Source organism: Candidatus Magnetaquiglobus chichijimensis (assembly GCF_045865675.1).
Classification (GTDB): Bacteria; Pseudomonadota; Magnetococcia; order Magnetococcales; family Magnetaquicoccaceae; genus Magnetaquiglobus; species Magnetaquiglobus chichijimensis.
The window spans coordinates 368,091-392,531 of sequence record NZ_BAAFGK010000001.1; the positions used below are offsets into that span (position 1 = coordinate 368,091).

Here is a 24,441-nt window from a genome sequence, read left to right on the forward strand (position 1 = left end):
ATTCTTAGTAATTTTTCGTCGCAGAGAGGCCGCGACTGGCGGTGCCCCCGCTCTGTGTAAAGATACTCGTCAATCATTCAGTCTCCCTACTTTTGGCGGGGGCCAAGGGCCAAGCCCTTGGGATTTCCCCGTTCCTCTTTTCGCGTGCTTTGCCACGCGGTTTGTCGCGCTTCTGGCCGCTTGATCACGCACTTTGCCACGCACTTTGCCACGCACTTTGCCACGCGGTTTGCCACGCGGTTTGTCGCGCTTCTGGCCGCTTGATCACGCACTTTGCCACGCGGTTTGTCGCGCTTCTGGCCGCAGTTTCTCGGCCTCTTCCCTCTTTGGCAATCTTGCGCAGGCAGCATCCTCTCCGGCACGGCTGGAACCGGGGAGGGGGCGCCCCAAAAAACTTCTCAAGTCGCCATGTGGCCATCCGATAATTTGATTAAGGGTGAATTTGACCATGAATGATCAGGCAGCGGCGATCGGGTCAAGACCCCTCTGGAGGGAAAAACGCGACGGAACTGGAAAAAGTGTTCAAGTCGCATCTCAAGCCAGACGATTAATGGATCAAGGTGAATTTTAATCGAGTGTCCAGGCTGATCCTGGCACGGATGCCGGACGGCGATGGGTTCGACAGGTTGCGAGCGAAGGCCGGGCGGTGCGAATCAGGCACGGATCGTAGGAAAAGGCAGTTTCAAGGGTGGGGGTTAGGCCCGAGAACGTTAACCCACAAGGCATTCCAGGGAAGGACCATCAAACTTGCTCGGCAGAAAAACCTCGCCCGAGAACCATCTTTAATAGAAGAGGAGGATTTACCATGGCTCTCACCATCAACGGCAGCATCGCTTCCATCAATGCGCAGCGGCAACTGACCAAGAACACCACTGCCCTGACCCAGACGTTCCAGCGTCTGTCGTCCGGCCTGCGGGTCAACACCGCCAAGGATGATGCGGCGGGTCTGGCCATCGTCACCCGCATGACCGCGCAGATTCGCGGCATGAACACCGCCAGCCGCAATGCCAATGATGGCATCTCTCTGGTGCAGGTGGCCGAGGGGGCTCTGAGCGAGACCTCTTCCGCCCTGCAACGCATGCGTGAACTGGCCGTCCAGTCCGCCAATGCCACCAACAGCGATCAGGATCGCCTGTCGCTCCAGACCGAGCTGGCCCAGCTTCTTTCCGAAGTGGATCGCATCTCCAAGGCCAGCCAGTTCAACGGCAAGGCTCTGTTTGGCGGCAGCACCGACGGTATCAATCTGGCTCCGGCCACCAGTCACTTCGCTGGTTATTTCCAGGTGGGTCCGAATGCCGGGCAGACCGTGCTGGTATCGATTCAGCGCACCACGGTTTCGATGTTGGGTTTGAGCACGGCTGCCACCACCAATTTCGGCATCTCGACCCTGGCCAAGGCGCAATCGACCATCAGTGTGATCGACAATGCCCTGAATTCGGTGTCGAGCATCCGCGCCAATCTGGGTGCCATGCAGACCCGTTTCGAGAGCATCGTCGCCAATCTGGCCAACGTGGTCGAGAACACCGATGCCGCCCGTTCGCGCATTCAGGATGCCGACATCGCGCTGGAGACCTCGAATCTGACCAAGAACTCCATCCTGCAGCAGGCTGGGGTGGCGATTCTGGCCCAGGCCAATCAGCAGCCGTCGATCGCCTTGACGTTGCTTGCCTCGCGGTAGGTTTCGAGCCTGTCGTGATCGTGGAACGTCCGCCAGGGGGTTCCACGCGGGACTTGATCTCCTTTCCGGTTCTCGCCCCGTCCGTTTCTCCGAGGATGCTCTCCTCGGGGAGCGGGCGGGCCGGAAAGGGGTGTCAAGCCAGACCGGCCTGACCAATCAGCGCCAACATCTCGCCATGCACCGCCATGGGCCCGGCCACCACGTTGCCCGAAACCAGAAAATTCTCCTCGCCCGCGAAATCGCTGATCATCCCGCCCGCCTCACGCACCAACAACGCACCGGCGGCAATGTCCCACGGGGCCAGCCCCATCTCCCAGAATCCATCGTAACGTCCCGCCGCCACATAGGCCAGATCCAGGGCCGCCGAACCCAGCCGGCGTTGATCCGCCACCAGAGGGAAGAAGCTTTCGAACGCCTTGAGGTATCCGGGCAGCCGTTCCAGACGGCGATGGGGAAATCCGGTGGCCAGCAGGCACCCCTGGAGTCCGCGGCGGTCGGGGACGCGGATGCGACGGTCGTTGAGATAGGCCCCGCGTCCCCGTTCGGCCACGAAGGTCTCATCCCGCATCGGATCGTGCACCAGTCCGGAGACCAGTTTGCCCTCTTCGAGCAGAGCGATGGAGATGGCGAAGTGTGGAAGGCCGTGGGCGAAATTGAGGGTGCCGTCGATGGGGTCAACAATCCAACAGGGTCGATCCGTCGGCAGTTTGCCACCCTTCTCCTCGGCCAGCACGCCGTATTTGGGATAGGCCTTCTTCAGTTGGAAGACGATCTCCTCCTCCACGGCCAGATCCGCGCTGGTCACCAGGTCGTTTTTGCCCTTTTCCCGGACTTCCAGTTCGTGGCGTCGGTCGAACCACTCCCGTGCCAGACCGCCCGCCTTGAAGGCGGCGCGCAAGGCGATGTTCATCGGGGGGGAATGGGGCATGCTGAATTCTCCTTGTAAAACGATGTGATCGTGCGAACGGGCCAGTTGAGGCGCGCGCACGCGCTCCGACCGGGCATGGTCAAGAACGATCCTTCAGGGTGGGGTTCAATGGAGCGTGCCATCCTTGCACGCCGGCACACGTTAACACGACCAGCCCGACAAAGCCACCCGCCGGAAACATTTGCCGCCCGATTCCGTCATCACCTGGGACAAAATTTGCCTGCCCGCCATCCGTCCAGTCGCGGATCCGGATTGGATCCGGGATGGGGACGCGACAGTATTTTTGCTTTTGAAACAAATCAATGCGTGGCGTTTTCGAAAGTTTCCCACCCGATCGAAAAGCTGTTTTTTGATGTTGGCACGCCTTCTGCAATAATCTTGGGCAACGGCTGGTCACGGCCAGACGAACCAAGGCGGCCATCGTGACTACGGATCTTCCGAACCCGGAGCAACGCGGAGCGGAGGGAGCCTGCGTTCCGCCGACGTGCACATTCAAGATCACTGGGGAGCTTCTGGAATCATGTCTCTTGGCAGCCTGTTGAACGTATCCAAACTGGGAATCTTCGCTTCCCAGGGGGCATTGCAGACGATTTCGCACAACATCAGCAACGCCAACACCACCGGTTACACCCGGCAGACGGTCGAGCTGGAGTCGATGCGCGGCACCCAGGCCGATTACGGCGGCAACGGCGTGCGCATCGCCGATGTGCGGCGTCAGATCGATGAGCTGGTGGATCGCCGTTTGCAACTGGGTACCGGCGAGCTGGGACGTCTGGAGACTCGCGACAAGTATACCAAGTTGATCGAGGATGTCTTCAACGACATGGACGGCAACGGTCTCTCCCAGGGACTCGAAGGGTTCTTCGACGCCGCGGATACGCTGGCGGACAATCCCGGCAATGCCGTGGCGCGCTATCAACTGATCGCCAAGGCCGAGAGCGTTGCCCAGGACTTCAACAAGATGTCCGAGGCGTTGAGCGAATCCGCCCTGCCTTTGGATAAAGAGATCTCCGTGGTGCTGGACGACATCAACACCCGCCTCAAGGCGATTCAGGAGATCAACAACACCATCGTGCGCACCGAGGCGAGCAGCCCGGCCCTGGATCTCAAGGATCAGCGCAACAAGATGTTGCTGGAACTGGGCCAGATCATCGACATCCGCACCATCCCCATGGAGAACGGCGAGGTCCAGGTGATGAGTTCGCGTGGTCAGGAGCTTCTGGCCGATGCCACCTACTCGGCCAAGTTCGGACGGCTCACCAACGTCAAGACCGACACCGGTTTCAGCGCCATCGGCATCGGGGGGCGCGAGATCGGGCAGGACAAGATCAAGGGCGGCAAGCTCGGGGGATTGCTGGAGCTGCGCGACGAGGTGGTGCATGGGGATACGGGCGTGCTTTCCAAGCTCGAGTCCCTGGCCGATGAGCTGCGTTGGCAGTTCAACCGGGCCAACACCGTGTCGGTGGGCAACAGCATGGTGTCGGACATGACCGGCCTGATGTATCTCGGTTCGGATCTGGATACCGCGCTTTCGGGCGTGGTCACCGACAACAAGGCGGCCACCTATCAAGGGGCGCCGGTGGATCTCTCCCGCGTCACCTCGGGCCGTCTGGTCTTTGCCACCGGCACCGAGAGCGCCCTGACCCCGAGTGCCGCGGTCGATATCACCACCACCATGACCCTGCGGCAGGTGCAGCAGGCCATCGATGCCCTGGACGGGGTGCAGGCCGAGATCACCAGCGACAACAAATTGAAGATTTCCGCCGAGAACGCCGGCTCCAAGCTCGGCGTGGTCATGGACGAGAGCGGCATCCTGGCGGCCCTGGGAGTCGGCGCGCTGATCTCCGGCAAGGGCGCCCAGGATATGGCGGTCAGCGCGGAGCTGCTGAGCAATCCGGATCTGGTGGGGCAGGGGCGTCTGATCGTCAAGGCCAGCGACGCCCAGGGATTGCCCACGGCGGTGGTCCACGACGACGCCAACAGTCAGGGCGCCCTGTTGATGGGGAATCTGCGTTCCACGAAATTCATGTTGTTCGGCAACAGCGCTTCGCTGACCGGTCACTACGCCACCATGGTGGGTGAGCTGGGTTCGCTGATCAACCAGGATACCGAATCCCTGACCGCCCAGCAGGCGGCTCAGACCTTCTTGAGCAACTCCCGCGAATCCCTCTCCGGGGTGTCGCTGGAAGAGGAGTTGACCGATCTGATCCGCTTTCAAAGAGCCTTCCAGGCTTCGAGCAAAATGGTCAGCGTGGCCGATGATCTGATGCAGACCCTGATCCAGATGGTCTGATTCGAGTTAATGATACGGGTGTGAAGGAGTCTTTCCCATGATGCGCGTGACCAACAATCTGCTGTTCAAGACCGGCGCTTCGGCGCTCCAGGGCCAGCAGCAGGAGATGTTGAAGGTCCAGGAACAGAGCAACGGCTACAAGACCAACCGTCCCTCGGACGATCCGACCGGGGTCTATCGCCACATGATCTTCTCTTCGGACCTCTCCGGGGTGGAGAGCCTGAAGAAGACCACCATGTCCGCCGCCGAACGGTTGACTCTGGCCGACAGCCACATGAGTCAGATCCATGACGCCCTGGTCGATGCCCAGGACATGGTGTTGCAGATGGGCGAGAGCATGCTGGACGGTTCGCCGACCATCTTGAAGGCTGCGGCGGAAAAGCCTCTCGCCTGGTATCAGGAAATGATCAGCGGCATCAACACCGAGTTGGACGAGGTGCCGATCTTCGGAGGGGGAAAGACGCAAAAACCCTTTGATTCCAAAAATCTGACCGCGACCGCCGTGCAGGTGAAACGCAAGGACGCCACCACCCTCACCTCGGCGGGAACCGGGTTTTCCGGGTCGGTGACCGCAGGTCAGGTTCCGTCGGATGTGCCGATGAGCGTCAAGATCACCTACGTGGCGGCCAGCAACCAGTATCAGGCCAACGTCAACGGTACCGATGTCACCACGGCGCCGGTGTCGCTGGATGCCGATGGTCAACTGGATCTGGGCGGGGGTGTCAAATTTACCGTCACCGGACAACCCCAGATCGGGGATGTCTATTACTTCGAGGTGGTGCCCCAGTATCAGGGGGGCAGCGAGGATCGTCCGATCCGCGTGCAGTCCGGCTCGACGTTGCAGGGGAATGTGACTGGCAGCGAACTCCTTGAAGGTACGGGAGGTTATTCGCGCGGCGTCAACATTCTCGGCGCCATGGCCGCCCTGCGCGGCGCACTTTTGCGCGCGGATACGAAAGAAGTGGCATTGCAATTGAATCGGGTACAGGAAGCTCGCGCTCAGGTATCGGATTTGCAAGGGGTCACGGGGATCCGCACGACCCAGGTGCAATCCGTGACCACCACGTTGGAGTCGGATGAGAGTTCGTTGACCAAACTGCGCGCCGACAACGTCGAAGCCGATCTGTTCAAGGTGCTGTCCGATTTGGAACAGGCCTCCCAGGCCTTGCAGGTCATGACCGCCTCGCAAAGACAGGTCATGAACACCTCTTTAATTGATTTTATTCGGTAAGAGTTAGGGAGTGGAGGCACGAAAGATGGAAATTCACGGAACCCGGTTCGGCGTGTTGGAGTTCAAGGACGAAGAGGTCATCATCCTCAACGAGGGTCTGCTTGGTTTCCCGTTGAGCAGACGGTTTCTTCTCTTCCCTTACGGGCAGGACTCCTCATTCTTCTGGTTGCAATCGGTGGACGAGCCGGAGATCGCCTTCATCGTCATCAATCCGTTCGACTTCTTCGGCGACATGGAGTTCGTGATCCTGGACGCCGATGCCGAGGCGATCGGTTGTCCGTCCGGCGAGGAGGTGGAGATCTTCACGCTGGTGACGATCCCGGAAGGGCGTCCCGAGGAGATGCGCACCAATCTGGCCGGTCCGGTGGTGGTGAACACCGTGAACCGCATGGGCCGTCAGATTCTGATCAAGGAATATTCGCCCCGGCAGCCGTTGATCCCGCAGGATCTGCGTCAGACCTACATGCAGGAGCGCGAGGCCGAGAAGCGTCGTCAGGGTCATCAGGAGGCGCGGCGCCGTATCCGGCGCGGCGAGAAGATGATGCCGCAACGCATGGCCGCCGCCGGCTGACCGAACGAACAAGACGACTCGATCGCAATCGAAACCAAATTTGTAAGGAACCCAAACCATGCCGCTTTACATCAATACCAACGTCGCTTCTTTGACCACACAGCGGGGGTTGTTGCACTCCGGTGGAGAACTGAACAAGGTTTTCGCCCGTCTCTCCACGGGGTTGCGCATCAATACCGCCGGCGATGATGCGGCAGGTTTGGCCATTTCCAACCGCATGACCTCGCAGATTCGCGGTCTGACCCAGGCGGTGCGCAATGCCAACGACGGCATCTCCGTGTCGCAGGTGGCCGAGGGGGCTCTGGCCGAGCACTCCAACATGCTGCAACGCATGAACGAGCTGGCGGTGCAGGCGGCCAACGCCACCAACAGCGACGAGGATCGCGTCAGCCTGCAACAGGAGATCAATCAACTGTTGGGCGAGATGGAGCGGGTGGCCCAGGAGACCGAATTCAACAACTGGCCGATGCTCAACGGCAAGACCCAGCCGTTGGTGTTCCAGGTGGGTGCCCGTGCCGACCAGACCGTCACCGTGAACCTGGCCGACGCCCGCGCCAACACCCTGTTGGCCCTGCCGCAGCTTTCCAATCCGAATGCGGCGGAAAGCGTGCTCAACGCCAAGGTGAAGGGCATGGCGATCAGCGCGCCCAAGGAGCCGAAGCCGGGCAGCAAACTGTTCAGCTCCTCGTTGTCGGTGGGCATCAACGCCCTGGCCAACGCGGACGACTCCAAGCCGGCCCCGTGGGCGATCGTGCCGAACGATGCCGAGGACAGCATGATCAAGGCGTTCGGCTTCGAGGATAATGCCACGGATCTCAAGACCAAGATCGCGGCAGCCGATCCCAACGATGACGCGATCACCGCCGCGGACAAGATCATTGCCGACAATCCGCAATATTCGGATGCTTCCGGTCTGGGCAGTGCGCGTCTGAGCACGATCATCACCGCGCATCGCAAGGTGACGGATCTGGCGGACACCACCACCACCTTCGGCCAGAACCTGGATGCGGCCATCACCGCCGCCACCGCCGCTTCGACGAGTTCGGCGGCCTACATCGGCGGAACCGGCGATCAGACCCAGGCATCCACGGATGCCGCCGCGGCCACCACCGCCGCCACCGCCCTCAATGACACCAAATACACGGTGGCGTTGGCCATGGGCACGGCTCCGGATGTGAGCCTGGTGATCGAGAAGGGTGTCGAGAAGAGTGGTGTCAAGGATGTGCCGGTGGGCAACATCAAGGTGGTGGTGGATGCGTTCCGTCAGGCGATCAGCCTGGGCGCGGACATCGAGACCGCCGCCGCCGCCGCCCGCGAGGCGGATGCCGGCACCAACGGCAAGAAGGATCTGGGCATCGACGTGGCCAAGATCATCGCCGCCGGTGGCAAAGCCGCGGCCCAGACCAATGGCACGGTGGCCAACGCCATGACGGCGGGGGTCAACATGGCCAAGGTGATGGATGTGCGCAATGCTGCGGTGACCTTTGCCGCCGACAAGCACAAGCCGTTGACCAACGAGAAGCTGGTGGTGCCGGATTGGTTGATCGACACCACGGGTCAGAATCGGTTCCCGCCCGTGCCTCTGGTGGACATCACCGGCGCCTCGGTGCCGACCGATCCGACCATGCCGTTCGATCCGCCGACCACCAATGCCACCAATCCACCGTTGAACGGTTCCAAGGCGGCGGCGCAGATGTTGTCGGTGATCGCCGGCGCCATCGATCGGGTCTCCTCGACCCGTGCCGAGCTGGGTGCGATCCAGAACCGTTTCGAGGCCAACATCGCCAATCTGTCGAATGTGGTGGAGAATGTCTCCGCGGCCCGTTCGCGCATCCTGGATGCCGACATCGCCGCCGAGACCGCCAATCTGACCCAGCTCTCCATCATGCAGCAGGCGGCCACGGCCATCCTGGCCCAGGCCAATCAGCAGCCGCAGCTGGCTTTGCAGCTTCTCAAGTAGTTCCATCCGGTCGGATTCATCCGGAGTCCTGCCGTGGAACCCTCGTCAGAGGGCACGGTCGGGGGATAAGGGGGGATTCCCTATTGTGGAAGTCGGTTTCGGGGGCGGTCATTCCGCCCCCGAACTGTTTGTGGGGTCGGGCTTTTTTGGGGGCCATCCCATGACGGAAGCGTCAAAACCGCAAAATGACCGTGTCTGGGTGTCGGAAATCGGATGACCCATGGATTGGACCAGATGGGATCTTTTTGACGAATGGATCGGACGGATGGCGCCGATGCGGGCAAATTTTTCCTCCCTGGGGGTGGTGTGGGCCCGGAAAAGCGGGCAGGTGTGCGATAAACGGGTTGGCATAAAAGCTGCTTTAATCTAGACGTCTGGATTTCAGGCCGTTCAACCGGCAAAAACGACCGGAACCGAGGGTGAACCCCGGAACGGTGATTCCAAACGAGTGATCGGGAAGCCTTGCCGAGGAACTCCCGAAAGGGGCTCCCTGGTAAGGGGGGTAACTGGGGGCATCCCCCATCATGCCAAGTCAGGCGGCCAGTGAAGGAGAAACGTATCATGGAAGTCCTTGGGACGCGGTTCGGGACCCTCAAGTACAAGGAGGATGAGTTGATCACCCTCGACGCGGGCATGATGGGGTTCCCCAACAGCAAGCGCTTTTTGATGTTTCCCTATTCGGAGGATTCGTCCTTCTTCTGGTTGCAATCCGCCGATGAGCCGGAGATCGCGTTCATCGTGATCAATCCGTTCGACTTCTTCTCGGATCTGGAGTTTCTGGTCGAGGACGCAGACATCGCCGCCATCGGACTGGAGCGGGGCGAGGATCTGGAGGTGTTCTCCCTGTTGACCATTCCGGACAACCGCCCGGAGGAGATGCGCACCAATCTGGCTGGTCCGGTGGTGGTGAACGTGCGCAATCGCCGTGGACGCCAGGTGGTGATCAAGGAGTATTCGGCGCGTCAACCGCTGATTCCGTTCGAGATGCGCGGCGCCTATCGTGAGCAGACCAGGGGAAAAAAACCTGTCAAACAAATGGTTGCGGTTTCCTGACCGACACATGACGATCAAGAAGGATTAAAGCCATGCCACTTTTTATCAATACCAATGTCGCCTCCCTCAACGCCCAACGGAATCTCGAGCGATCCACCGGCGCCCTGGGACAAACCTTCGCGCGCCTCTCTTCGGGCCTGCGGATCAACTCGGCCAAGGACGATGCCGCCGGATTGGCCATCTCCAACCGCATGACCTCGCAGATTCGCGGTTTGAACCAGGCGATCCGCAATGCCAACGACGGCATTTCGCTGGCCCAGGTGGCCGAGGGCGCGCTGCTGGAGACCGGCAACTCGCTGCAACGCATCCGTGAGCTGGCCGTCGAGGCCGCCAACGGCACCAACACCCCGGAAGATCGTGCCGATCTGCAAAAAGAGGTGTCGCAGCTCCTCTCCGAGATTCAGCGTGTCTCCGAGCAGGTGCAGTTCAACAACACCCTGATTCTCAACGGCAACTACAATTCGGGTCAGCAGTTCCAGATCGGTGCCAATGCCAATCAGACCATCACGGTGTCGATCAAGGCAGCCACCTATTCGGCCCTGTTCGGCACGGGCGTCTCGGTGAACATCGGCACCGTTTCCGGCGCCAACAGCGCTCTGGTGCAGATCACCAACGCCCTGAACAGCGTTTCGGATATCCGCGCCAATCTGGGTGCGATCCAGAACCGCTTCGAGGCGGTGATCGCCAATCTGTCGAATGTGGTGGAGAACATGTCCGCGGCCCGCTCGCGCATCCTGGATGCCGACATCGCCAACGAAACCGCCACCTTGACCCGCAACGCCATCCTGCAACAGGCGGGTACCGCGGTTCTGGCCCAGGCCAATCAGCAGCCGCAGCTGGCCTTGCAACTGCTGGGCAAGTGATTGGGATCGGGCTGACGATTTTTAACGCAAGAAACACTCTTTGCCAACCGATAAGACATGATAGGATGGCAAGGATCTTCGAGCGCGAGGTGCGTGCATGAGAGGACCGGAGAGCCTCGGAGCGGAGAATGCGGGCTGTATGACCGCTTTTCCGTATCCGAATGAACCGGATGACCAGGAGCTGGATCCTCTGTTCCTGGAATCCCTGGTGGCCGAAGCCAATCGGGTGTTGGCCGGGCTGAACGCCGTGCGCTGCCAGGTGACGGAAAATCGCTCGGGAGATCCGGAGATTCGCGTGAGTCTGAAAGAGTCATGCCATCCGATCGGCACGATTTCGGAGGAGCGGATTCATCTTCTGGCCAGCAAGGTCCAAGCCCTGCGCGGGCTGCTCGGCGGGCTTTGAGGGTCGTCATGCGCGGAATGGGACGAGGAGAGGAACATGGCGGGTAGCTTCAGCATCACGGGATTGGCCAGTGGTTTGCCGTCGGACATCGTGGATCAGCTGGTCAACGCGCAAAAGACCCGTTTGAAGGCGATGGAGAAGGACAAGAGCTTCTTTTCGAGCCAGCAGACCGCCATTGGCGAGCTGGAGACCAAGATGCTCGCCCTGGAAACCAAGTCCAAGGAGTTGCAGGCGACCTCCGCGTGGGCGCCGCATACCGTCTCCTCGTCCGACTCGGATCGGGTGGCTGCCACCGCCGACAGCACGGCACAGGCCGCCAACCACTCCGTTGTCGTGGGGCAGTTGGCCACCTACGACACCAAGGCCATGGATGCCGCGTCGGGGTTCGCCGCTTCCACGACCACTCTGGGGGTAGGTGCGACCTTCTCCTTTGAGTACAACGGCGTGACCTATGGGACCTCGGAGGGTACGACCAATTTCGACACCTCCACCCTGGAGAACATGACCCTCGAGGATCTGGCCTCGGCGATCAACGGCATCGATTACGGCGATGACGACGGGGTGAGCGCGAGCGTGCTTTACGACGGTTCCAAATACCGTCTGATCCTCACCGCCAAGGACAGCGGCACCTACACCGACTCTTTCGGCAACCGGGGCGATCGGATCGACAACATCGCCTCGGGTTACGGCTTCACCCAGACCGTGACGCCTCAGGATGCGATCCTCAAGATCGACGGCATCGACGTGGTAAGCTCCACCAATCAGGTCACGACGGCCCTGACCGGCGTCACCCTGAATCTCCAGGATGTCACCACCGGCACCACCGTGGCCGACAGCGACGGGGATGGATGGCCCGACAGCATTGGTACCAGCGGAACCGCGGTCAACATCTCGATCCAGAACGATACCACGGCCCTGAAAACGGTGTTGACCGGTTTCCTGGACAGCTACAACGCGGTGGTGGATTACGTCAACGCGCACAAGACCGACACCCTCTCCGGAGATACGTTGTCGCGCAGCGTGTTGTCTCAAATGCGCACCGCGCTCAACACCCAGACGCAAAACTCCCTGGGCACGCTCTCCCCCTATTCGACCTTGGCGGAGATGGGGCTGCGCACCGATCAGAAGACCGGCAGGATCAGCTTTGATTCGAGTTCCCTCGACAAGGCGCTCGCCACCGACTTCAACAGCGTGACGCGGCTGTTCACCTCCAAGCACACCTCGACCGCCGATGGTTTCAACGAGGGTCTGGCCCATCGGATGGCCGATCTGATCGACTCGTTGACCTCCAGCACCGGGGGTTCGGTGACCGGACGCAAGGACGGTCTGAAGGCGCGGGTCGATCGGCTGGAGAAGAGCATCGAGCAGGAGACCTCCCGTCTGGAGAAGGTGCGCGAGACCTTGACCAAGAAGTTCTCCAATCTGGAGCAGATGATCAGCAAAATGAACAGTCAGAGCAGCTCCCTGACCAGTTCGATCTCGAAATTGAGCGGCAGTTGATGAACGACGTTTCTGGCGCACACGTTCAATCCAGGGGCAGATGGAGATAACAGAGCAGTGGACATTCAATCCCAGACGACGATGACCCGGAACGCACCGCCTCCCTCGGCCAATCTGGACGGACTCTCCCAACTGGAGGTGCTGATTCAGCTCTACGAGGGGAGCATCCAGTTTCTGGAACATGCGGCCACGGCCTGTGAAGAGGGGCGGGTGGCCGAGTTCAAACATTGGATGCAACGGGGGCGGCGCATCATCGAGGAGTTCCAGCGCACGTTGGATTTCTCCAAGGGTGGTGAGGTGCCGGCGCAGTTGAACGACCTCTATGCCTACATGCTCGACAGTCTGACCCAGGCGGGTTTGACCCATGACGCGGAGTTCATCCGTCGGGTGGTGGAGCAGTTGCAGGTTTTGTTGGATGGCTGGCGGGGCCTGAACTCCCCCCAGGCCACGGCTTTCATGGAACATTGAGGGTGATGACCCGCCATGTCGTATGGCCTGCGTAGTTACAAGACCTCCCGAGCCAATACCGCCTCGCGGGAAGACCTGCTGATTCTGCTCTACGAGGGTGCGATCCGTTTTCTGGAGCGCTCCATCGAGGAGTTGAACGCCGCGCGTCTGAGTGATCACAAGATGAGTCTGCGTCGCGGCATCGCCATCATCGCGGAGTTGCAGAACACCTTGAATTTCGACAAGGGCGGCGAGTTGGCGATTCAGCTGTTCGATCTGTACGGCTACATGCTCGACCGGCTCACGTATGCCAATCTGCGGCGGGATCCGGAGGCGATCCGCGAGGTGATCCGCCATCTGAACACCCTTCTGGTGGGGTGGCGGGAGGCGGTGCGTCAGGTGAAGAGCGAGGCGATTCCGCCCTTGCCGCCGCTGGACTCCACCCCGCAACGCCGGCTCGAGGGGATGGCGTGAGCGGACAGGCCACCCAGCCGATCGCCGAGCTTTTGACCCGGCTCGATCTGCTTTTGAATCGACTCGCCACGCCGGAGGAGATCGACGCCGATGCGTTGGACGAACTGATGACGGCATGGGATCGGGAGATGGCCCGGCTTGAGGAGCTGACCGCCCGATTTCCCGACGGCGTGACCCCAGGGGATGGGACGCGGGAGCGGTTGACCCGTTTCGTGCGGCGCATGGCCGAGATCCAGCCGGTTCTGATGCGTCACAAGTCCGAGGTGGCGGATCAACTCTTTTCGGAAAACCGGCGTGTGCAGGCGTTGCGCCGGGGATATGGCTCCGCGATGGGCGGTGCCACGCTGTTTCATCACAAAGCCTGATTCTCCTGATCTTCATACAATCACGTTCATCCCTGACATGGAAGATGCCCCATGCCCGTGTTCGGTTCTTCGTCCCCGCCCTTGCCGGTGATCCTTCTGACCGATTTCGGCGTTGCCGATCCCTTCGTGGGCCAGGTCAAGGGGGTGTTGATGCGCCTGTTCCCCAAGGTGAGGTTCGTGGACCTGTTTCACGACATTCCGCCGTTCGCCATCAAGAGCGGCGCCTGGATGCTGGAGCGTTGCCTGCCCCACATGCCGTCACCCGCCATCTGGCTGGGCATCGTCGATCCCGGCGTGGGCGGCGGACGACGCGGCCTGGTGGTGCAATCCGGTGGGTCGTACTTCATCGGACCGGACAACGGTTTGTTGACGCCGATCCTGAACCGTCACGACGCGCGGGTGCTCTCCCTGGATACCCTCGGTGACGCCGAGACGGTCAGCCCTACCTTTCACGGACGCGATCTGTTCGCCCCGGCGGCGGCTCATCTGCTGCAAGGGCGCTCGGTGAGCGATCTGGGCACTCCGCTGATCGATCCGCCCATGCTGCTGGCCGATCCGGGCTGGCGCAAGGCCGGACACGGCGCCTGGGGCACGGAGGTGCTTTTTGTCGATCATTATGGCAATCTGGTCACCGCGCTGCCCGGCGAGGAGTTGCGCAAGCGACCGGTGAAGGGGTGGCTCGACGGCATCCCGTGCGGGGGGATCGTCACCACCTTCGCCAGCGTGCCGGTGGGCGCGCCGGCTCTGGTGGTGGGCGGTTTCGGCACGGTGGAGGTGGTGGTCAATCAGGGGAACGCGGCCAATCACTTCAAACGCGGACTGGGCGCCGAGGTGATGATCCGTGTGGAGGAGGGGTGAGGGACCGTTTGGGTGACGTGCCGATCCTGGTGATCGCGCGGCGGCTCATGTTAGAGTGACGGATCGATCGGTACTTTGCCTTGCCTGGACCCCATCCCCCAAACCAGAAGCCGTCATGCCATGCTCGCCGACCTGTTGAGTCACTCCAAACTGTTTCGTGATGTGCCAGCCGAGCTGTACCTGGACGAACTGGAGGAGTGTCCGATCCGGGAGATCGACGCCGGCGCGGTGCTGATCTCGCCGGGCAACACCAACCGCTGCATCCAGCTGATTCTCTCCGGCTCCCTGTCGATCCACCTGGAGCAGTCGGACAGCCCGCCGGTCAGTCAGGTGGGGCCCGGTGACATCGTGGGGGAGATCTCGTTGATCACCCATTCGATCTCCAGCGCCTGGGTGGTGGCGATCACCCCGTGCCGTCTGTTGCAGATCGACGAGAGCCGCCTGTGGCGTCTGATCGACCATGCCCCGCTCATCGCCCGCAATTTATTGATGATCCTGACCGGCTGGATCCGCTCGGTGAACGATCACGTTCGGGAGCAGCGCCGCCAGATCGATACCCTTCAGGACGTGGTGCGGCTCGACGGTCTGACCGGTTTGAGCAACCGCCGTTGGTTCGACGCCTCCCTCTCCCGACTGCTCTCCCGTCCGCTGCACCATCCGGTGACCCTGGTCATGATGGACATCGACCACTTCAAGCGGTTCAACGACACCCAGGGCCATCTGAACGGGGATCAGGCCCTGCGCGCCCTGGCCGATCTGCTCAAGGCCACCATCCGCCTGAATGACGTGGCCGCGCGCTACGGTGGCGAGGAGTTCGCCCTGATCCTGCCGGAAACGCCGATGGCCGCGGCGGTCGGCGTGGCCGAACGGTTGCGTCAGGCCGCGGAGGCCATGCCGATCCGCTCTTTGGAACAAGAGCCCCTGCCTTTCATCACCCTGTCGTTGGGGATTGCCACCAGCGCGCCGGGCGACACCCCGGAGATGTTGATCCAGACCGCCGATACCCGGCTCTATCAGGCCAAGCGGGAGGGCCGGAACCGGGTCTGCGCGGGCTGAACCTGCGTTCAGGCGATTCGGGATCCCGGCGCGGGGGCTTGGCGCGGCGTCAGGGCGTGACCGGGAAATTTTTCTTCGCTCAAGCGCGAAACGGTTGTCTTGCCGAGGTGCGCGGTATAGAATATCCCCCTTTCGAAACCCGTGGGAGGCTTTGAAATTTCCGGGATTCGTTAAGAAAAATTCGTTTCGGCACGACCGGAGCGTCCCCGCACTCCAGACCGGCTGCATTTGGCCTCATGGCGACCGCCACTCCACCCTCTTCCGAACAACAGGCTCTGCTTGCCTTGCGTGAGGCGATCGACGCCATCGACGATCGCATCCATGACCTGCTCATGGAGCGCATCGAGCGGGTGTTGGAGGTCGGTCATCTCAAGAGCGTCCAGGGGAACGTTTCGCCCGATCCGTCGTTCTACCGTCCGGAACGCGAGGCGTCGATCCATCGCCGGCTGGAGGCGCGTCATCGCGGGCCTCTGCCCAAGGCGGCATTGCATCGCATCTACCGGGAGATCATCTCCGCATCGTTGAGTCTGGAAAAACGGCTCACCGTGGCCTATCTGGGTCCGGAACATGCATTCGCCCACCTGGCCGCGCTCAAGCAGTTCGGATCCTCGTGTCATCTGCGTCCCACCGTCTCCATCGACGAGTTGTTCCATGAGGTGGAGGTGAACCGTGCCGATTTTGGCGTGGCGCCGGTGGAGAACTCCAACGAGGGGATGATCAGCCACACGTTGGACCGGTTCGTGGATTCGCCGTTGTCGATCCGGGGTGAGATCTACGTGGAGGTGTCGTATGCGGTGTTTTCCGGGGTCGGTTCGACCGGGGCCGTCCGTCTTTTGTTGGGCACGCGCCTGGCGATGACCCGGTGTCGCGGCTGGATCGAGCGTCACATGCCGGGTGCGCCGCAACGGGTGGTGGAGAGCATGGCCGAGGCGTTGCGGGTGGCCAGGGAGGAGAGTGGGGTGGCGATCGTGGCGCCGATGGCGCTGGCCGAGGTGTTGGGGTGTGAGATTCTGGCCGAGCACATCGAGGATCGCGCCGAGGAGATCCGTTTTCTGGTGATCGGGCGTGGCGAGCCGACCCGTTCGGGTCGGGACAAGACCAGTCTGATGTTCACTTTTCGGGATCAGCCTGGATTTCTGCATCAGGTGTTGGGGATTTTCGCCAAGCGGCAGATCAATCTGACGCGCATCGAATCGCGTCCTTCCGGGCGTCAGGCGTGGGAATATCTGTTTTTTCTGGATCTGTCGGGTCATCTGGGTGATCCGCCGGTGGCCGGGGCCATGGAGGAGTTGGCCCAGATGCCGGGTGTCACGGCGCGGATTCTCGGTTCGTATCCGGTGCGGGCGTTGTGAGTCGCGGTGGTTTGGCATGGTGCTGGAACCGGCTTGATTGTAACAAATTGCAATCCGTTTTCTATTCAAATTTAAAGATGGCGACATGAAGTCTCTGTTCATTCAACGTTTGGCGATCATCGGGGTCGGATTGATCGGTGGGTCGTTGGCCCGTGCGCTCAAGGAGCGTGATCTGGTGGGCGAGGTGGTGGGGGTGAACCGCACCCGTGATTCGTTGGCGCGCGCCATGGAGTTAGGGGTGATCGACCATTGGACCACTTCGGCGGCCCAGGGGGTACGGGGTGCGAATCTGGTGGTGGTGGCCACGCCGGTGGTGACCATTCCGCGGATTGTCGAGGATTTCGCCTCTGCGTTGGAGTCTGGCGCGGTGGTGACCGATGCGGGCAGTGTGAAGGGGACGGTGGTGGGGCCTTGCGAGGCGATGATGCCCGAGGGTGTGCATTTCGTGGGGGGGCATCCGATCGCGGGCACGGAGTTTTCCGGGGTGGAGGCATCGTTCGCCACGTTGTATGAAGGGAGTCGCACGATTCTTACCCCCACGGAGCGGACCGATCCCGAGGCTTTGGAGTTGGTGCGTCAGGTTTGGGAGGCGGTCGGGTCGCGGGTGGAGACCATGGATGTGTCCACGCATGACCGGGTGTTGGCCGCGACCAGCCATTTGCCGCATCTCATTGCCTACAATGTGGTCAACACGTTGTCGGATCTGGAGGATGACATTCGCGCCGAGGTGTTTCGGTATGCGGCGGGGGGGTTTCGGGATTTCACGCGGATCGCCTCGTCGGATCCAGCCATGTGGCGGGACATTTGCGTGGCCAATCGGGAGTCGATCCTGGACATTCTGCATCGGTTTCGGGATGCGTTGGAGGTTTTGACGCAGCGGGTGCAGGATGGGGATCGGGATGGTTTGTATGGGACGTTTGCCCGGTCGAAACGGACGCGGGATGGGATTTTGTTGTCGCACAAGAAGCCGGTGGAGAGCGAGTAGTCGGGAAGCGGAGAGCGGAAAACGTTGCGCGCGGCCTTGGAAGGTGGGGCGTTTTGCCAGAACCGCAAAACGGCGTACCTTCGCCTTGCACCAGAAACCGGTCGCCGGAGGCGGCTTTTGTTCTGTCATGCCTTTCGCCTCGTGAAAAACGCGCGATAAGGAAAAAGTCATCTAAAGACCAATCCCAAGGGCTTTGCCCTTGGATCCTGCCAGGGGCCATGGGCCCCTGAACCCTGTCAGTGGAACCGGGCTTCGGCCAGGTTGATTCGGAAGGAACCGCCTTGAGCAGCATTCAACATCCCATGTTGATCTCCCACCCCACCCAGGGATTGCACGGGACGATCGAACTGCCCGGCGACAAGTCGATCTCCCACCGGGCGGTGATCCTCGGCTCTCTGGCCGACGGAGAGAGCGTGATTCATCACCTGCTCGAAGGGGAGGATGTCTTGAAGACCGTGGGCGCGTTTCGTGCCATGGGGGTGGATGCGCGCCGCGATGAATCCGGCGCTTGGCGGATTCGCGGCGTGGGTCTGGACGGTCTGAGCGAACCCCTGGACGTGCTCGACATGGGCAACTCGGGCACGGCGATGCGCCTTCTGGCCGGCTTGCTGGCCGGACAGCCCTTTTTTTCGGTGCTGACCGGGGACGAGAGCCTGCGCGGACGCCCGATGGGCCGGGTGGCGCTGCCTCTGGCACGCATGGGGGCGCGGATTCTTGGTCGGGATGCCAACCGGTTCGCGCCATTGGCGATCCAGGGGTCGGACCTGACCGGCATCGACTACATCAGCCCGGTGGCCTCGGCCCAGGTGAAAACCGCCGTGCTGTTCGCCGGACTGACCGCCTCGGGACGTACCACGGTGACCGAACCGGCCCTGTCGCGGGATCACACCGAACGGATGCTGACCGCGTTCGGGGTGCCGGTGGAACGGCAGGGTTTGAGTGTCGCTGTGACCGGGCACTCGCGGCTCAAGGGGCTGGAGATGACCGTGCCGGGAGATGTCTCCAGCGCCGCGTTTCCGATGGTGGCGGCCCTGCTGGCGCCGGGATCGGAGGTGACGCTCAAGGGGGTGGGGGTGAATCCGACCCGCACGGGTCTTCTGGAGTTGCTGCTGGCCATGGGGGCGGATATCACGGTCTCCAACCCGCGCGATGCCGGCGGCGAACCGGTGGCCGACCTGGTGGTGCGCCATTCGCGCCTGAAAGGGATCGAGGTGCCGCCCGAGGTGGTGCCGCGGGCGATCGATGAGTTCCCGGTCTTCGCGCTGGCGGCGGCGTGCGCCGAAGGGGAGACGGTGGTGACCGGGGCCGAGGAGTTGCGGGTCAAGGAGAGCGACCGGATCCGGGCGATCGCGCTGGGACTTGGCGCTCAGGGGGCGCGGATCGAGGAGTTGGCCGACGGCATGCGGGTGACCGGTCGCCCCGAGGGGCTGGAAGGGGGCGGCGTGGCGGAGGCGTTCGGCGACCATCGCGTGGCCATGACCCTGATGGTGGCGGGCATGGCGGCCCGCGCGCCGGTGCGGGTGACCGGCAAGGCCAACATCGAAACCTCGTTTCCGGGCTTTGCCAGCCTGATGAACGGTCTGGGCGGACGCATCGGTCAGGATGAACAAGGGGAGAGACGGTGAGCGACACGGAGTGGCCCGCCAAGGGCGCGCGGCTGGTGGTGGCCGTGGATGGACCGGCGGGCGCGGGGAAGGGGGCGGTGTGCCGGTCGGCGGCGCAACGGTTCGGATTGACCTACCTGGAGACCGGCGCGCTCTATCGGGCGGTGGGACTGATCGGTCTGCGCGACGGTCTGACCGATGAGACGGAACTGGGACGGGTGGCCGGGACGATGCCGTTCGGATTCCGCGCGCTCGGGGATGGCCGATATGGGGCCTTCCTGGGCGAGGAGGAGGTGACCCTGGCCCTGCGCGCCGAAGAGGTGGGTCAGGCCGCCTCGAAGGTGGCGGCCATGCCCGGCGTGCGCGCCGCGCTGTTGAGCTTTCAACGGCGCTACGGTGGCGCCCATGACGCGATCCTGGATGGTCGCGACGTGGGCAGCGTGGTGTGGCCAGACGCGGATTTGAAGATTTTTTTAACCGCGTCGCTCGAAGAACGGGCACGCCGGCGTGCTGTGGAGTTGCAAGAGCGGGGAGAAGCTGTTAATTTGACTGAATTGATCGCACGCATGGCCGAACGCGATGCCCGCGACGCCGGTCGCGCCCACGCCCCGATGGCGGCGGCGCCAGGCGCCATTCTCGTCGATACCAGCACCCTGACCCTGGAAGAGAGTTGCCAGGCCGTTTGGCGCCTGATCGCCCCCCTGCTGGAGGGTCATGCCCGTACCTGAAAGGCGCTGGAGGGTCATGCCCGTACCGGACGCTGGAGAGGCATGCCCATACCGGACTCTGGAGGGTCATGCCCGTACCGGACTCTGGAGGGTCATGCCCATCCGGACGCTGGAGGGTCATGCCCATACCTGAAAGGCGCTGGAGAGGCCTGCCCGTACCTGAAAGGCGATGAATCGGTCTTTCCCGTTGGATTCGTTCCGACGGTTTGGCTCGGCGTTTTGCCGAATGGAATCTGATGTACCACGTGGGGAGTTGGTCCCCGTCCACAATCAACCGAAGGTGTAGGTCCCGTGTCTTCTCAATCCACAAACCTCGATTTTGAATTTGAAGATGAAGATTTTGGCGCATTGCTGGAAGAGTCGTTCGGCAAGGGCGTTGGCAAGGAGGGCCAGGTCATCACTGGTACCATCATCCAGCGCGAGGGCGAGGAGTTTGTCATCGATGTCGGTCTGAAGTCCGAGGGCCGGCTCAACGTCAAGGAGTTCTTGAACGCCGATGGCACCCTGACCCTGGCGGTCGGTGACAAGGTGGACGTTTTCGTGGAGCGCTGCGAGGACCAGAACGGTCAGGCGGTGCTTTCGCGCGAGAAGGCCAAGCGGGAAGAGGCCTGGGTCAATCTGGAAAAAGCCTTCAACGACAGTGCCGTGGTGCGCGGTCGCATCATGGGCAAGGTCAAGGGCGGCTACACGGTGGACATCAACTCCCTGGCGGCGTTTTTGCCGGGTTCGCAGGTGGATGTCCGTCCGGTTCACGACATCTCCCGTCTCCAGGACGAGGAGCAACCCTTCGAGATCCTCAAGATGGATCGCCGTCGCGGCAACATCGTGGTGTCGCGCCGCTCGGTCATCGAGAAGCAGCGCGAAAGCGCCCGCACCGCCCTGCTGGAGACCCTGCACGAGGGGATGATCCTCGACGGCGTGGTCAAGAACATCACCGACTACGGCGCGTTCGTGGATCTGGGTGGCCTCGACGGCCTGCTGCACATCACCGACATGTCCTGGAAGCGGGTCAAGCATCCCTCCAGCGTGGTCACGGTGGGTGACACGGTGGGCGTGCAGGTGATCAAGTTCAACTCCGAAACCCAACGCATCTCCCTGGGCATCAAGCAGCTCCAGACCGATCCGTGGGAGGGCATCGGCGCCAAATATCCCGCCGGCGCCCGTTTCCGGGGCGTGGTCACCAACATCACCGACTACGGCGCGTTCGTGGAGCTGGAAGCGGGTGTCGAGGGTCTGGCGCACGTCTCCGAGCTGGCCTGGACCAAGAAGAATCTCCACCCGTCCAAGGTGCTCAACGTGGGCCAGGAGGTCGAGGTGATGGTGCTGGACGTGGATGCCGAGCGCCGTCGCATCTCCCTGGGCGTCAAGCAGTGCCTGGAGAATCCGTGGCAGACCTTCGCCGAACGCTATCCCGTGGGGACCACGGTGCGCGGCGAGATCAAGAACATCACCGAATTCGGTCTGTTCGTCGGCCTGGATGGCGACATCGACGGCCTGGTGCATCTGTCGGATGTCACCTGGGATCCGAATCCGCCGGAAGATCTGCTCAAGAGCTATCAGCGCGGCCAGGAGGTCGAGGCGGTGGTTCTGTCGCTGGATCCGGACAAGGAGCGCATCTCCCTGGGCCTCAAGCAGGCCACCCCGGACGCCTGGACCCTGTGGGCCGATGCCCACAACAAGGGCGATTCCGTGACCGGTTCGGTGAAAGAGGTGAGCCAGGCCGGCGTGGTGGTGCAGTTGGGCGAGGAGATCGAAGGCTTCCTGCGCAAGTCCGAGTACTCCCGCGATGATCGCGACGGCGCGGAGTTCAAGGTCGGCGGCGACGTGACCGCCCAGGTGATCCAGGTGGATCGCCAGAAGCGCAAGGTGATGTTGTCGATCAAGTCCATGGAGATCAGTCAGGAGCGGCAGAGCATCAAGGAGTATGCCTCCGATCCGGGTAGCGCCACCAGCAGCCTGGGCGAACTGTTGAGCCAGGCCCTGGAGAAACAGCAGTCCGGACGCTGATCCGGATGGATGGTTGAACTCAATCCTCTCGTTGTAATGTAAGGAGTGGCCATGACCAAGTCGTCGCTGATCAGTGCCATCGCGGGGAAGATGGAGCTGTCCCGCAAGGAAGCGGAAGTTGCGGTCAACACCGTGTTCGAGACCATCAGTGGTTCGCTCGACCGGGATGATCGGGTGGAGTTGCGGGGATTCGGCAGCTTCGGAGTCAAACATCGCCGTTCACGCGATGGCCGGAATCCGAAGACCGGGGATCATGTCCTGGTCGACGCCAAGCGGGTGCTGTTCTTCAAGGCCGGCAAGGAGCTTCGCAAACGAGTGGATGTGTAGTCGATCACGGCGGGAGGGGTCCGGGCGCCCTGGTGCACAAAAGCACGTCGGGTGTTCGGGATCCCTCCCGTTTTCGTTTCGTCGCGGCCACGGGTGGCGCGGCAATGGGGGGATTCCCCTCCCTTCACATGAGTTTCATCTGTCCGGGCGGTCGATAAGGCATGTTGGGTTGGTTCCGCTTGATCGTGGCGGCGCTCCTCGGGGTCGTGGCCATCCTGTTTGCATTTGTCAACCAGACCGAGTTGTCGGTGACCCTGCCCGGCGGTTGGGTTCTGGGCGACGTGCCGCTGTTCGTGGTGGTTTTCGTGCCCCTGTTTCTGGGATTCGTGCTGGGATCTTTGTCCGGATGGTCGGGGGAGGTGCGTCAGCGGCGCGGCATGGAGCGGTTGCGCGATCAGAACCGCGCCCTGGAGCGGGAGTTGGCCAATCTGCGCACGCTTCCCCTGATCAACGATTAGCGTTTCGAGGATTGTGATGGCATGGACTTTCCTCACTTGGCGGGTTGGATGGCTTTGGCCGTCACCTTGGGGGCGATCATCTTCGGGGCGGGACGCCGCCTGGGGAGGGAGGAGGGCGCCCAGGCACGCCAGCGCGAGCCGGACGGCGGGGAGTCGGCCTTCTATCTGCGCGGTCTGAATTTTCTGTTGGCCGATGAGCCGGACAAGGCGATCGAGGAGTTCGTCAAGTTCGTGCGCATTAACTCCGAGACCGTGGAGATCCATCTGTCTCTCGGCAAGCTGTTCCGGGCGCGCGGCGAGGTGGGACGGGCGATTCGCATCCATCAAACCCTGATCGCGCGTCCCAATCTGTCGGAGGGCCATCGCACGGCGGCACTCCACGCCCTGGCCGAGGATTACCGGCAGGGGGGGTTCGTGGACCGGGCCGTGGAGGCCTATCGTCAGGTGTTGCAGGTGGATCCGGAACACCGGGCGGCCCTGGCCGGACTCCAGGCCATGCACGAAAACGAAGGGCGCTGGGACAAGGCCCTGGAGATTCTCAAACGCTGGGAGCTGGTGACCGGCGAAAAGGATCCGCGTCGCGAGGCGCACATCCGGGTGCGCATGGGGCTCGAAGAGCAGCAGCGACCCGGCTCCAAGACCGGCGGCGATCGGGCCATGGAGCAGTTTTTCGAGGCGATCCGGGTGTTTCCGGGGTGCGTGGAGGGACGTCGCCTGCTCGGCGAGGTGCTGTTGACCCAGGGCCGTACCCGCGAGGCCATCGAGGTGCTCGAAGGGGTCAAGAACAGCCGTCCGAGCCACTGCTTCATGCTGTTGGATCTGATGCGTCGCGCCCACGAACAGGCCGGGGACGAGGAGGGTTTTTTCCGTGGCATGCGTGCCGCGACCACGGCCCTGGCCAGCTCGCCCCGCCTGGTTCTGCACTGGGCGCGGCTTCTGGAACGGCGCGGACGTCCGGATGAAGCGGTGGAGGTGTTGCGGCTCGGCAAGGCGCATCACCCGCGCGCCCTGGTGATCGTGGCCCCGCTGATCGCTCTTCTGGATCGCCGCGATCAGGGCAAGGAGGCTCTCGAGATCGCCCGCCGCCATCTGGATGGCCTGCTGGGGGCTCAGGAGGCCTTCCAGTGCGGACGGTGCGGGTTCAAGGCGCAGGATATCTACTGGAAATGCCCGCAGTGTCATCAGTGGGATACCATGGACCCCCTGTGAGCGCGCTCTTTGGTCCTTGGAACGCCCAAGGGGAAGGCCATGGTCGGGGGCGTAAGGGGGCTTTGCCATCAGGCACGTTTGTGAACGCGCC

24 protein-coding genes are annotated in these 24,441 nt (G+C 62.2%); 22 read left to right on the plus strand and 2 right to left on the minus strand.

Going from position 1 to position 24,441, the window contains the following annotated elements; genetic code table 11:
* The first annotated feature begins 805 nt into the window (after positions 1-805).
* Positions 806-1,678 (plus strand): flagellin N-terminal helical domain-containing protein, encoded by an 873-nt coding sequence (locus ACOY6C_RS01305; protein ID WP_420903670.1) that lies wholly within the window; start codon positions 806-808, stop codon positions 1,676-1,678.
* Between the two features lie 133 nt (positions 1,679-1,811).
* On the opposite strand, the gene ACOY6C_RS01310 is transcribed toward ACOY6C_RS01305, so the two are convergent.
* Positions 1,812-2,606, minus strand: a complete 795-nt coding sequence (locus ACOY6C_RS01310) for an inositol monophosphatase family protein (RefSeq protein WP_420903671.1) — start codon at positions 2,604-2,606, stop codon at positions 1,812-1,814.
* A gap of 79 nt (positions 2,607-2,685) precedes the next feature.
* Positions 2,686-3,027 carry a hypothetical protein gene (locus tag ACOY6C_RS01315; RefSeq protein WP_420903672.1) on the minus strand — a complete coding sequence of 114 codons (342 nt, stop codon included), beginning with the start codon at positions 3,025-3,027 and terminating at the stop codon, positions 2,686-2,688.
* Between the two features lie 99 nt (positions 3,028-3,126).
* On the opposite strand from ACOY6C_RS01315, the gene flgK reads away from it, so the two are divergent.
* The 21 genes from flgK to ACOY6C_RS01420 all read left to right on the plus strand — a co-directional run bounded on the left by flgK (position 3,127) and on the right by ACOY6C_RS01420 (position 24,350).
* On the plus strand, positions 3,127-4,899 hold the full coding sequence (gene flgK / locus ACOY6C_RS01320; RefSeq protein WP_420903673.1) for a flagellar hook-associated protein FlgK: 1,773 nt from the start codon (positions 3,127-3,129) through the stop codon (positions 4,897-4,899).
* Positions 4,900-4,936: 37 nt separating this feature from the next.
* A complete protein-coding gene (locus ACOY6C_RS01325; protein ID WP_420903674.1) occupies positions 4,937-6,130 on the plus strand; it encodes a flagellin N-terminal helical domain-containing protein in 1,194 nt (397 codons plus the stop codon).
* A gap of 25 nt (positions 6,131-6,155) precedes the next feature.
* Positions 6,156-6,701 carry a flagellar assembly protein FliW gene (gene fliW / locus ACOY6C_RS01330; RefSeq protein WP_420903675.1) on the plus strand — a complete coding sequence of 182 codons (546 nt, stop codon included), beginning with the start codon at positions 6,156-6,158 and terminating at the stop codon, positions 6,699-6,701.
* A gap of 58 nt (positions 6,702-6,759) precedes the next feature.
* The gene (locus tag ACOY6C_RS01335; RefSeq protein ID WP_420903676.1) at positions 6,760-8,661 is read left to right on the plus strand and encodes a flagellin N-terminal helical domain-containing protein; all 1,902 of its coding nucleotides are present in this window, start codon (positions 6,760-6,762) and stop codon (positions 8,659-8,661) included.
* A 561-nt stretch (positions 8,662-9,222) separates the two neighbouring features.
* Positions 9,223-9,714, plus strand: a complete 492-nt coding sequence (gene fliW, locus ACOY6C_RS01340; protein WP_420903677.1) for a flagellar assembly protein FliW — start codon at positions 9,223-9,225, stop codon at positions 9,712-9,714.
* A 32-nt stretch (positions 9,715-9,746) separates the two neighbouring features.
* Entirely contained in the window at positions 9,747-10,577 is an 831-nt protein-coding gene (locus ACOY6C_RS01345; protein WP_420903678.1) for a flagellin N-terminal helical domain-containing protein, read from the plus strand.
* A 139-nt stretch (positions 10,578-10,716) separates the two neighbouring features.
* Positions 10,717-10,980, plus strand: coding sequence for a hypothetical protein (locus tag ACOY6C_RS01350; RefSeq protein WP_420903679.1), 264 nt, complete (start codon positions 10,717-10,719; stop codon positions 10,978-10,980).
* A gap of 36 nt (positions 10,981-11,016) precedes the next feature.
* Positions 11,017-12,480: a flagellar filament capping protein FliD gene (gene fliD / locus ACOY6C_RS01355; RefSeq protein WP_420903680.1), complete on the plus strand. Its 1,464-nt coding sequence runs from the start codon at positions 11,017-11,019 to the stop codon at positions 12,478-12,480.
* 57 nt (positions 12,481-12,537) lie between these two features.
* A complete protein-coding gene (gene fliS, locus ACOY6C_RS01360) occupies positions 12,538-12,948 on the plus strand; it encodes a flagellar export chaperone FliS (RefSeq protein ID WP_420903681.1) in 411 nt (136 codons plus the stop codon).
* 15 nt (positions 12,949-12,963) lie between these two features.
* Positions 12,964-13,401, plus strand: a complete 438-nt coding sequence (gene fliS, locus ACOY6C_RS01365) for a flagellar export chaperone FliS (RefSeq protein ID WP_420903682.1) — start codon at positions 12,964-12,966, stop codon at positions 13,399-13,401.
* Positions 13,398-13,766 carry a hypothetical protein gene (locus ACOY6C_RS01370; protein ID WP_420903683.1) on the plus strand — a complete coding sequence of 123 codons (369 nt, stop codon included), beginning with the start codon at positions 13,398-13,400 and terminating at the stop codon, positions 13,764-13,766. Before fliS (ACOY6C_RS01365) ends, ACOY6C_RS01370 begins: the two co-directional genes overlap by 4 nt.
* Positions 13,767-13,817: 51 nt before the next feature.
* Entirely contained in the window at positions 13,818-14,624 is an 807-nt protein-coding gene (locus ACOY6C_RS01375) for an SAM hydrolase/SAM-dependent halogenase family protein (RefSeq protein ID WP_420903684.1), read from the plus strand.
* Positions 14,625-14,744: 120 nt separating this feature from the next.
* Positions 14,745-15,680 carry a diguanylate cyclase gene (locus ACOY6C_RS01380; protein WP_420903685.1) on the plus strand — a complete coding sequence of 312 codons (936 nt, stop codon included), beginning with the start codon at positions 14,745-14,747 and terminating at the stop codon, positions 15,678-15,680.
* Positions 15,681-15,916: 236 nt separating this feature from the next.
* On the plus strand, positions 15,917-17,032 hold the full coding sequence (gene pheA, locus ACOY6C_RS01385; protein WP_420903686.1) for a chorismate mutase: 1,116 nt from the start codon (positions 15,917-15,919) through the stop codon (positions 17,030-17,032).
* An 85-nt stretch (positions 17,033-17,117) separates the two neighbouring features.
* A complete protein-coding gene (locus ACOY6C_RS01390) occupies positions 17,118-18,017 on the plus strand; it encodes a prephenate dehydrogenase (protein WP_420903687.1) in 900 nt (299 codons plus the stop codon).
* A gap of 302 nt (positions 18,018-18,319) precedes the next feature.
* Positions 18,320-19,642 (plus strand): 3-phosphoshikimate 1-carboxyvinyltransferase, encoded by a 1,323-nt coding sequence (aroA, locus tag ACOY6C_RS01395; RefSeq protein WP_420903813.1) that lies wholly within the window; start codon positions 18,320-18,322, stop codon positions 19,640-19,642.
* Entirely contained in the window at positions 19,639-20,349 is a 711-nt protein-coding gene (gene cmk, locus ACOY6C_RS01400) for a (d)CMP kinase (protein ID WP_420903688.1), read from the plus strand. The genes aroA and cmk overlap by 4 nt, the downstream gene beginning before the upstream one ends.
* Before the next feature lie 291 nt (positions 20,350-20,640).
* Entirely contained in the window at positions 20,641-22,356 is a 1,716-nt protein-coding gene (gene rpsA / locus ACOY6C_RS01405) for a 30S ribosomal protein S1 (protein ID WP_420903689.1), read from the plus strand.
* Positions 22,357-22,407: 51 nt separating this feature from the next.
* Positions 22,408-22,683, plus strand: coding sequence for an HU family DNA-binding protein (locus ACOY6C_RS01410; protein WP_420903690.1), 276 nt, complete (start codon positions 22,408-22,410; stop codon positions 22,681-22,683).
* 161 nt (positions 22,684-22,844) lie between these two features.
* A complete protein-coding gene (locus tag ACOY6C_RS01415; protein WP_420903691.1) occupies positions 22,845-23,141 on the plus strand; it encodes a lipopolysaccharide assembly protein LapA domain-containing protein in 297 nt (98 codons plus the stop codon).
* 21 nt (positions 23,142-23,162) lie between these two features.
* The gene (locus ACOY6C_RS01420) at positions 23,163-24,350 is read left to right on the plus strand and encodes a tetratricopeptide repeat protein (protein ID WP_420903692.1); all 1,188 of its coding nucleotides are present in this window, start codon (positions 23,163-23,165) and stop codon (positions 24,348-24,350) included.
* The last annotated feature ends 91 nt before the right edge of the window (positions 24,351-24,441 follow it).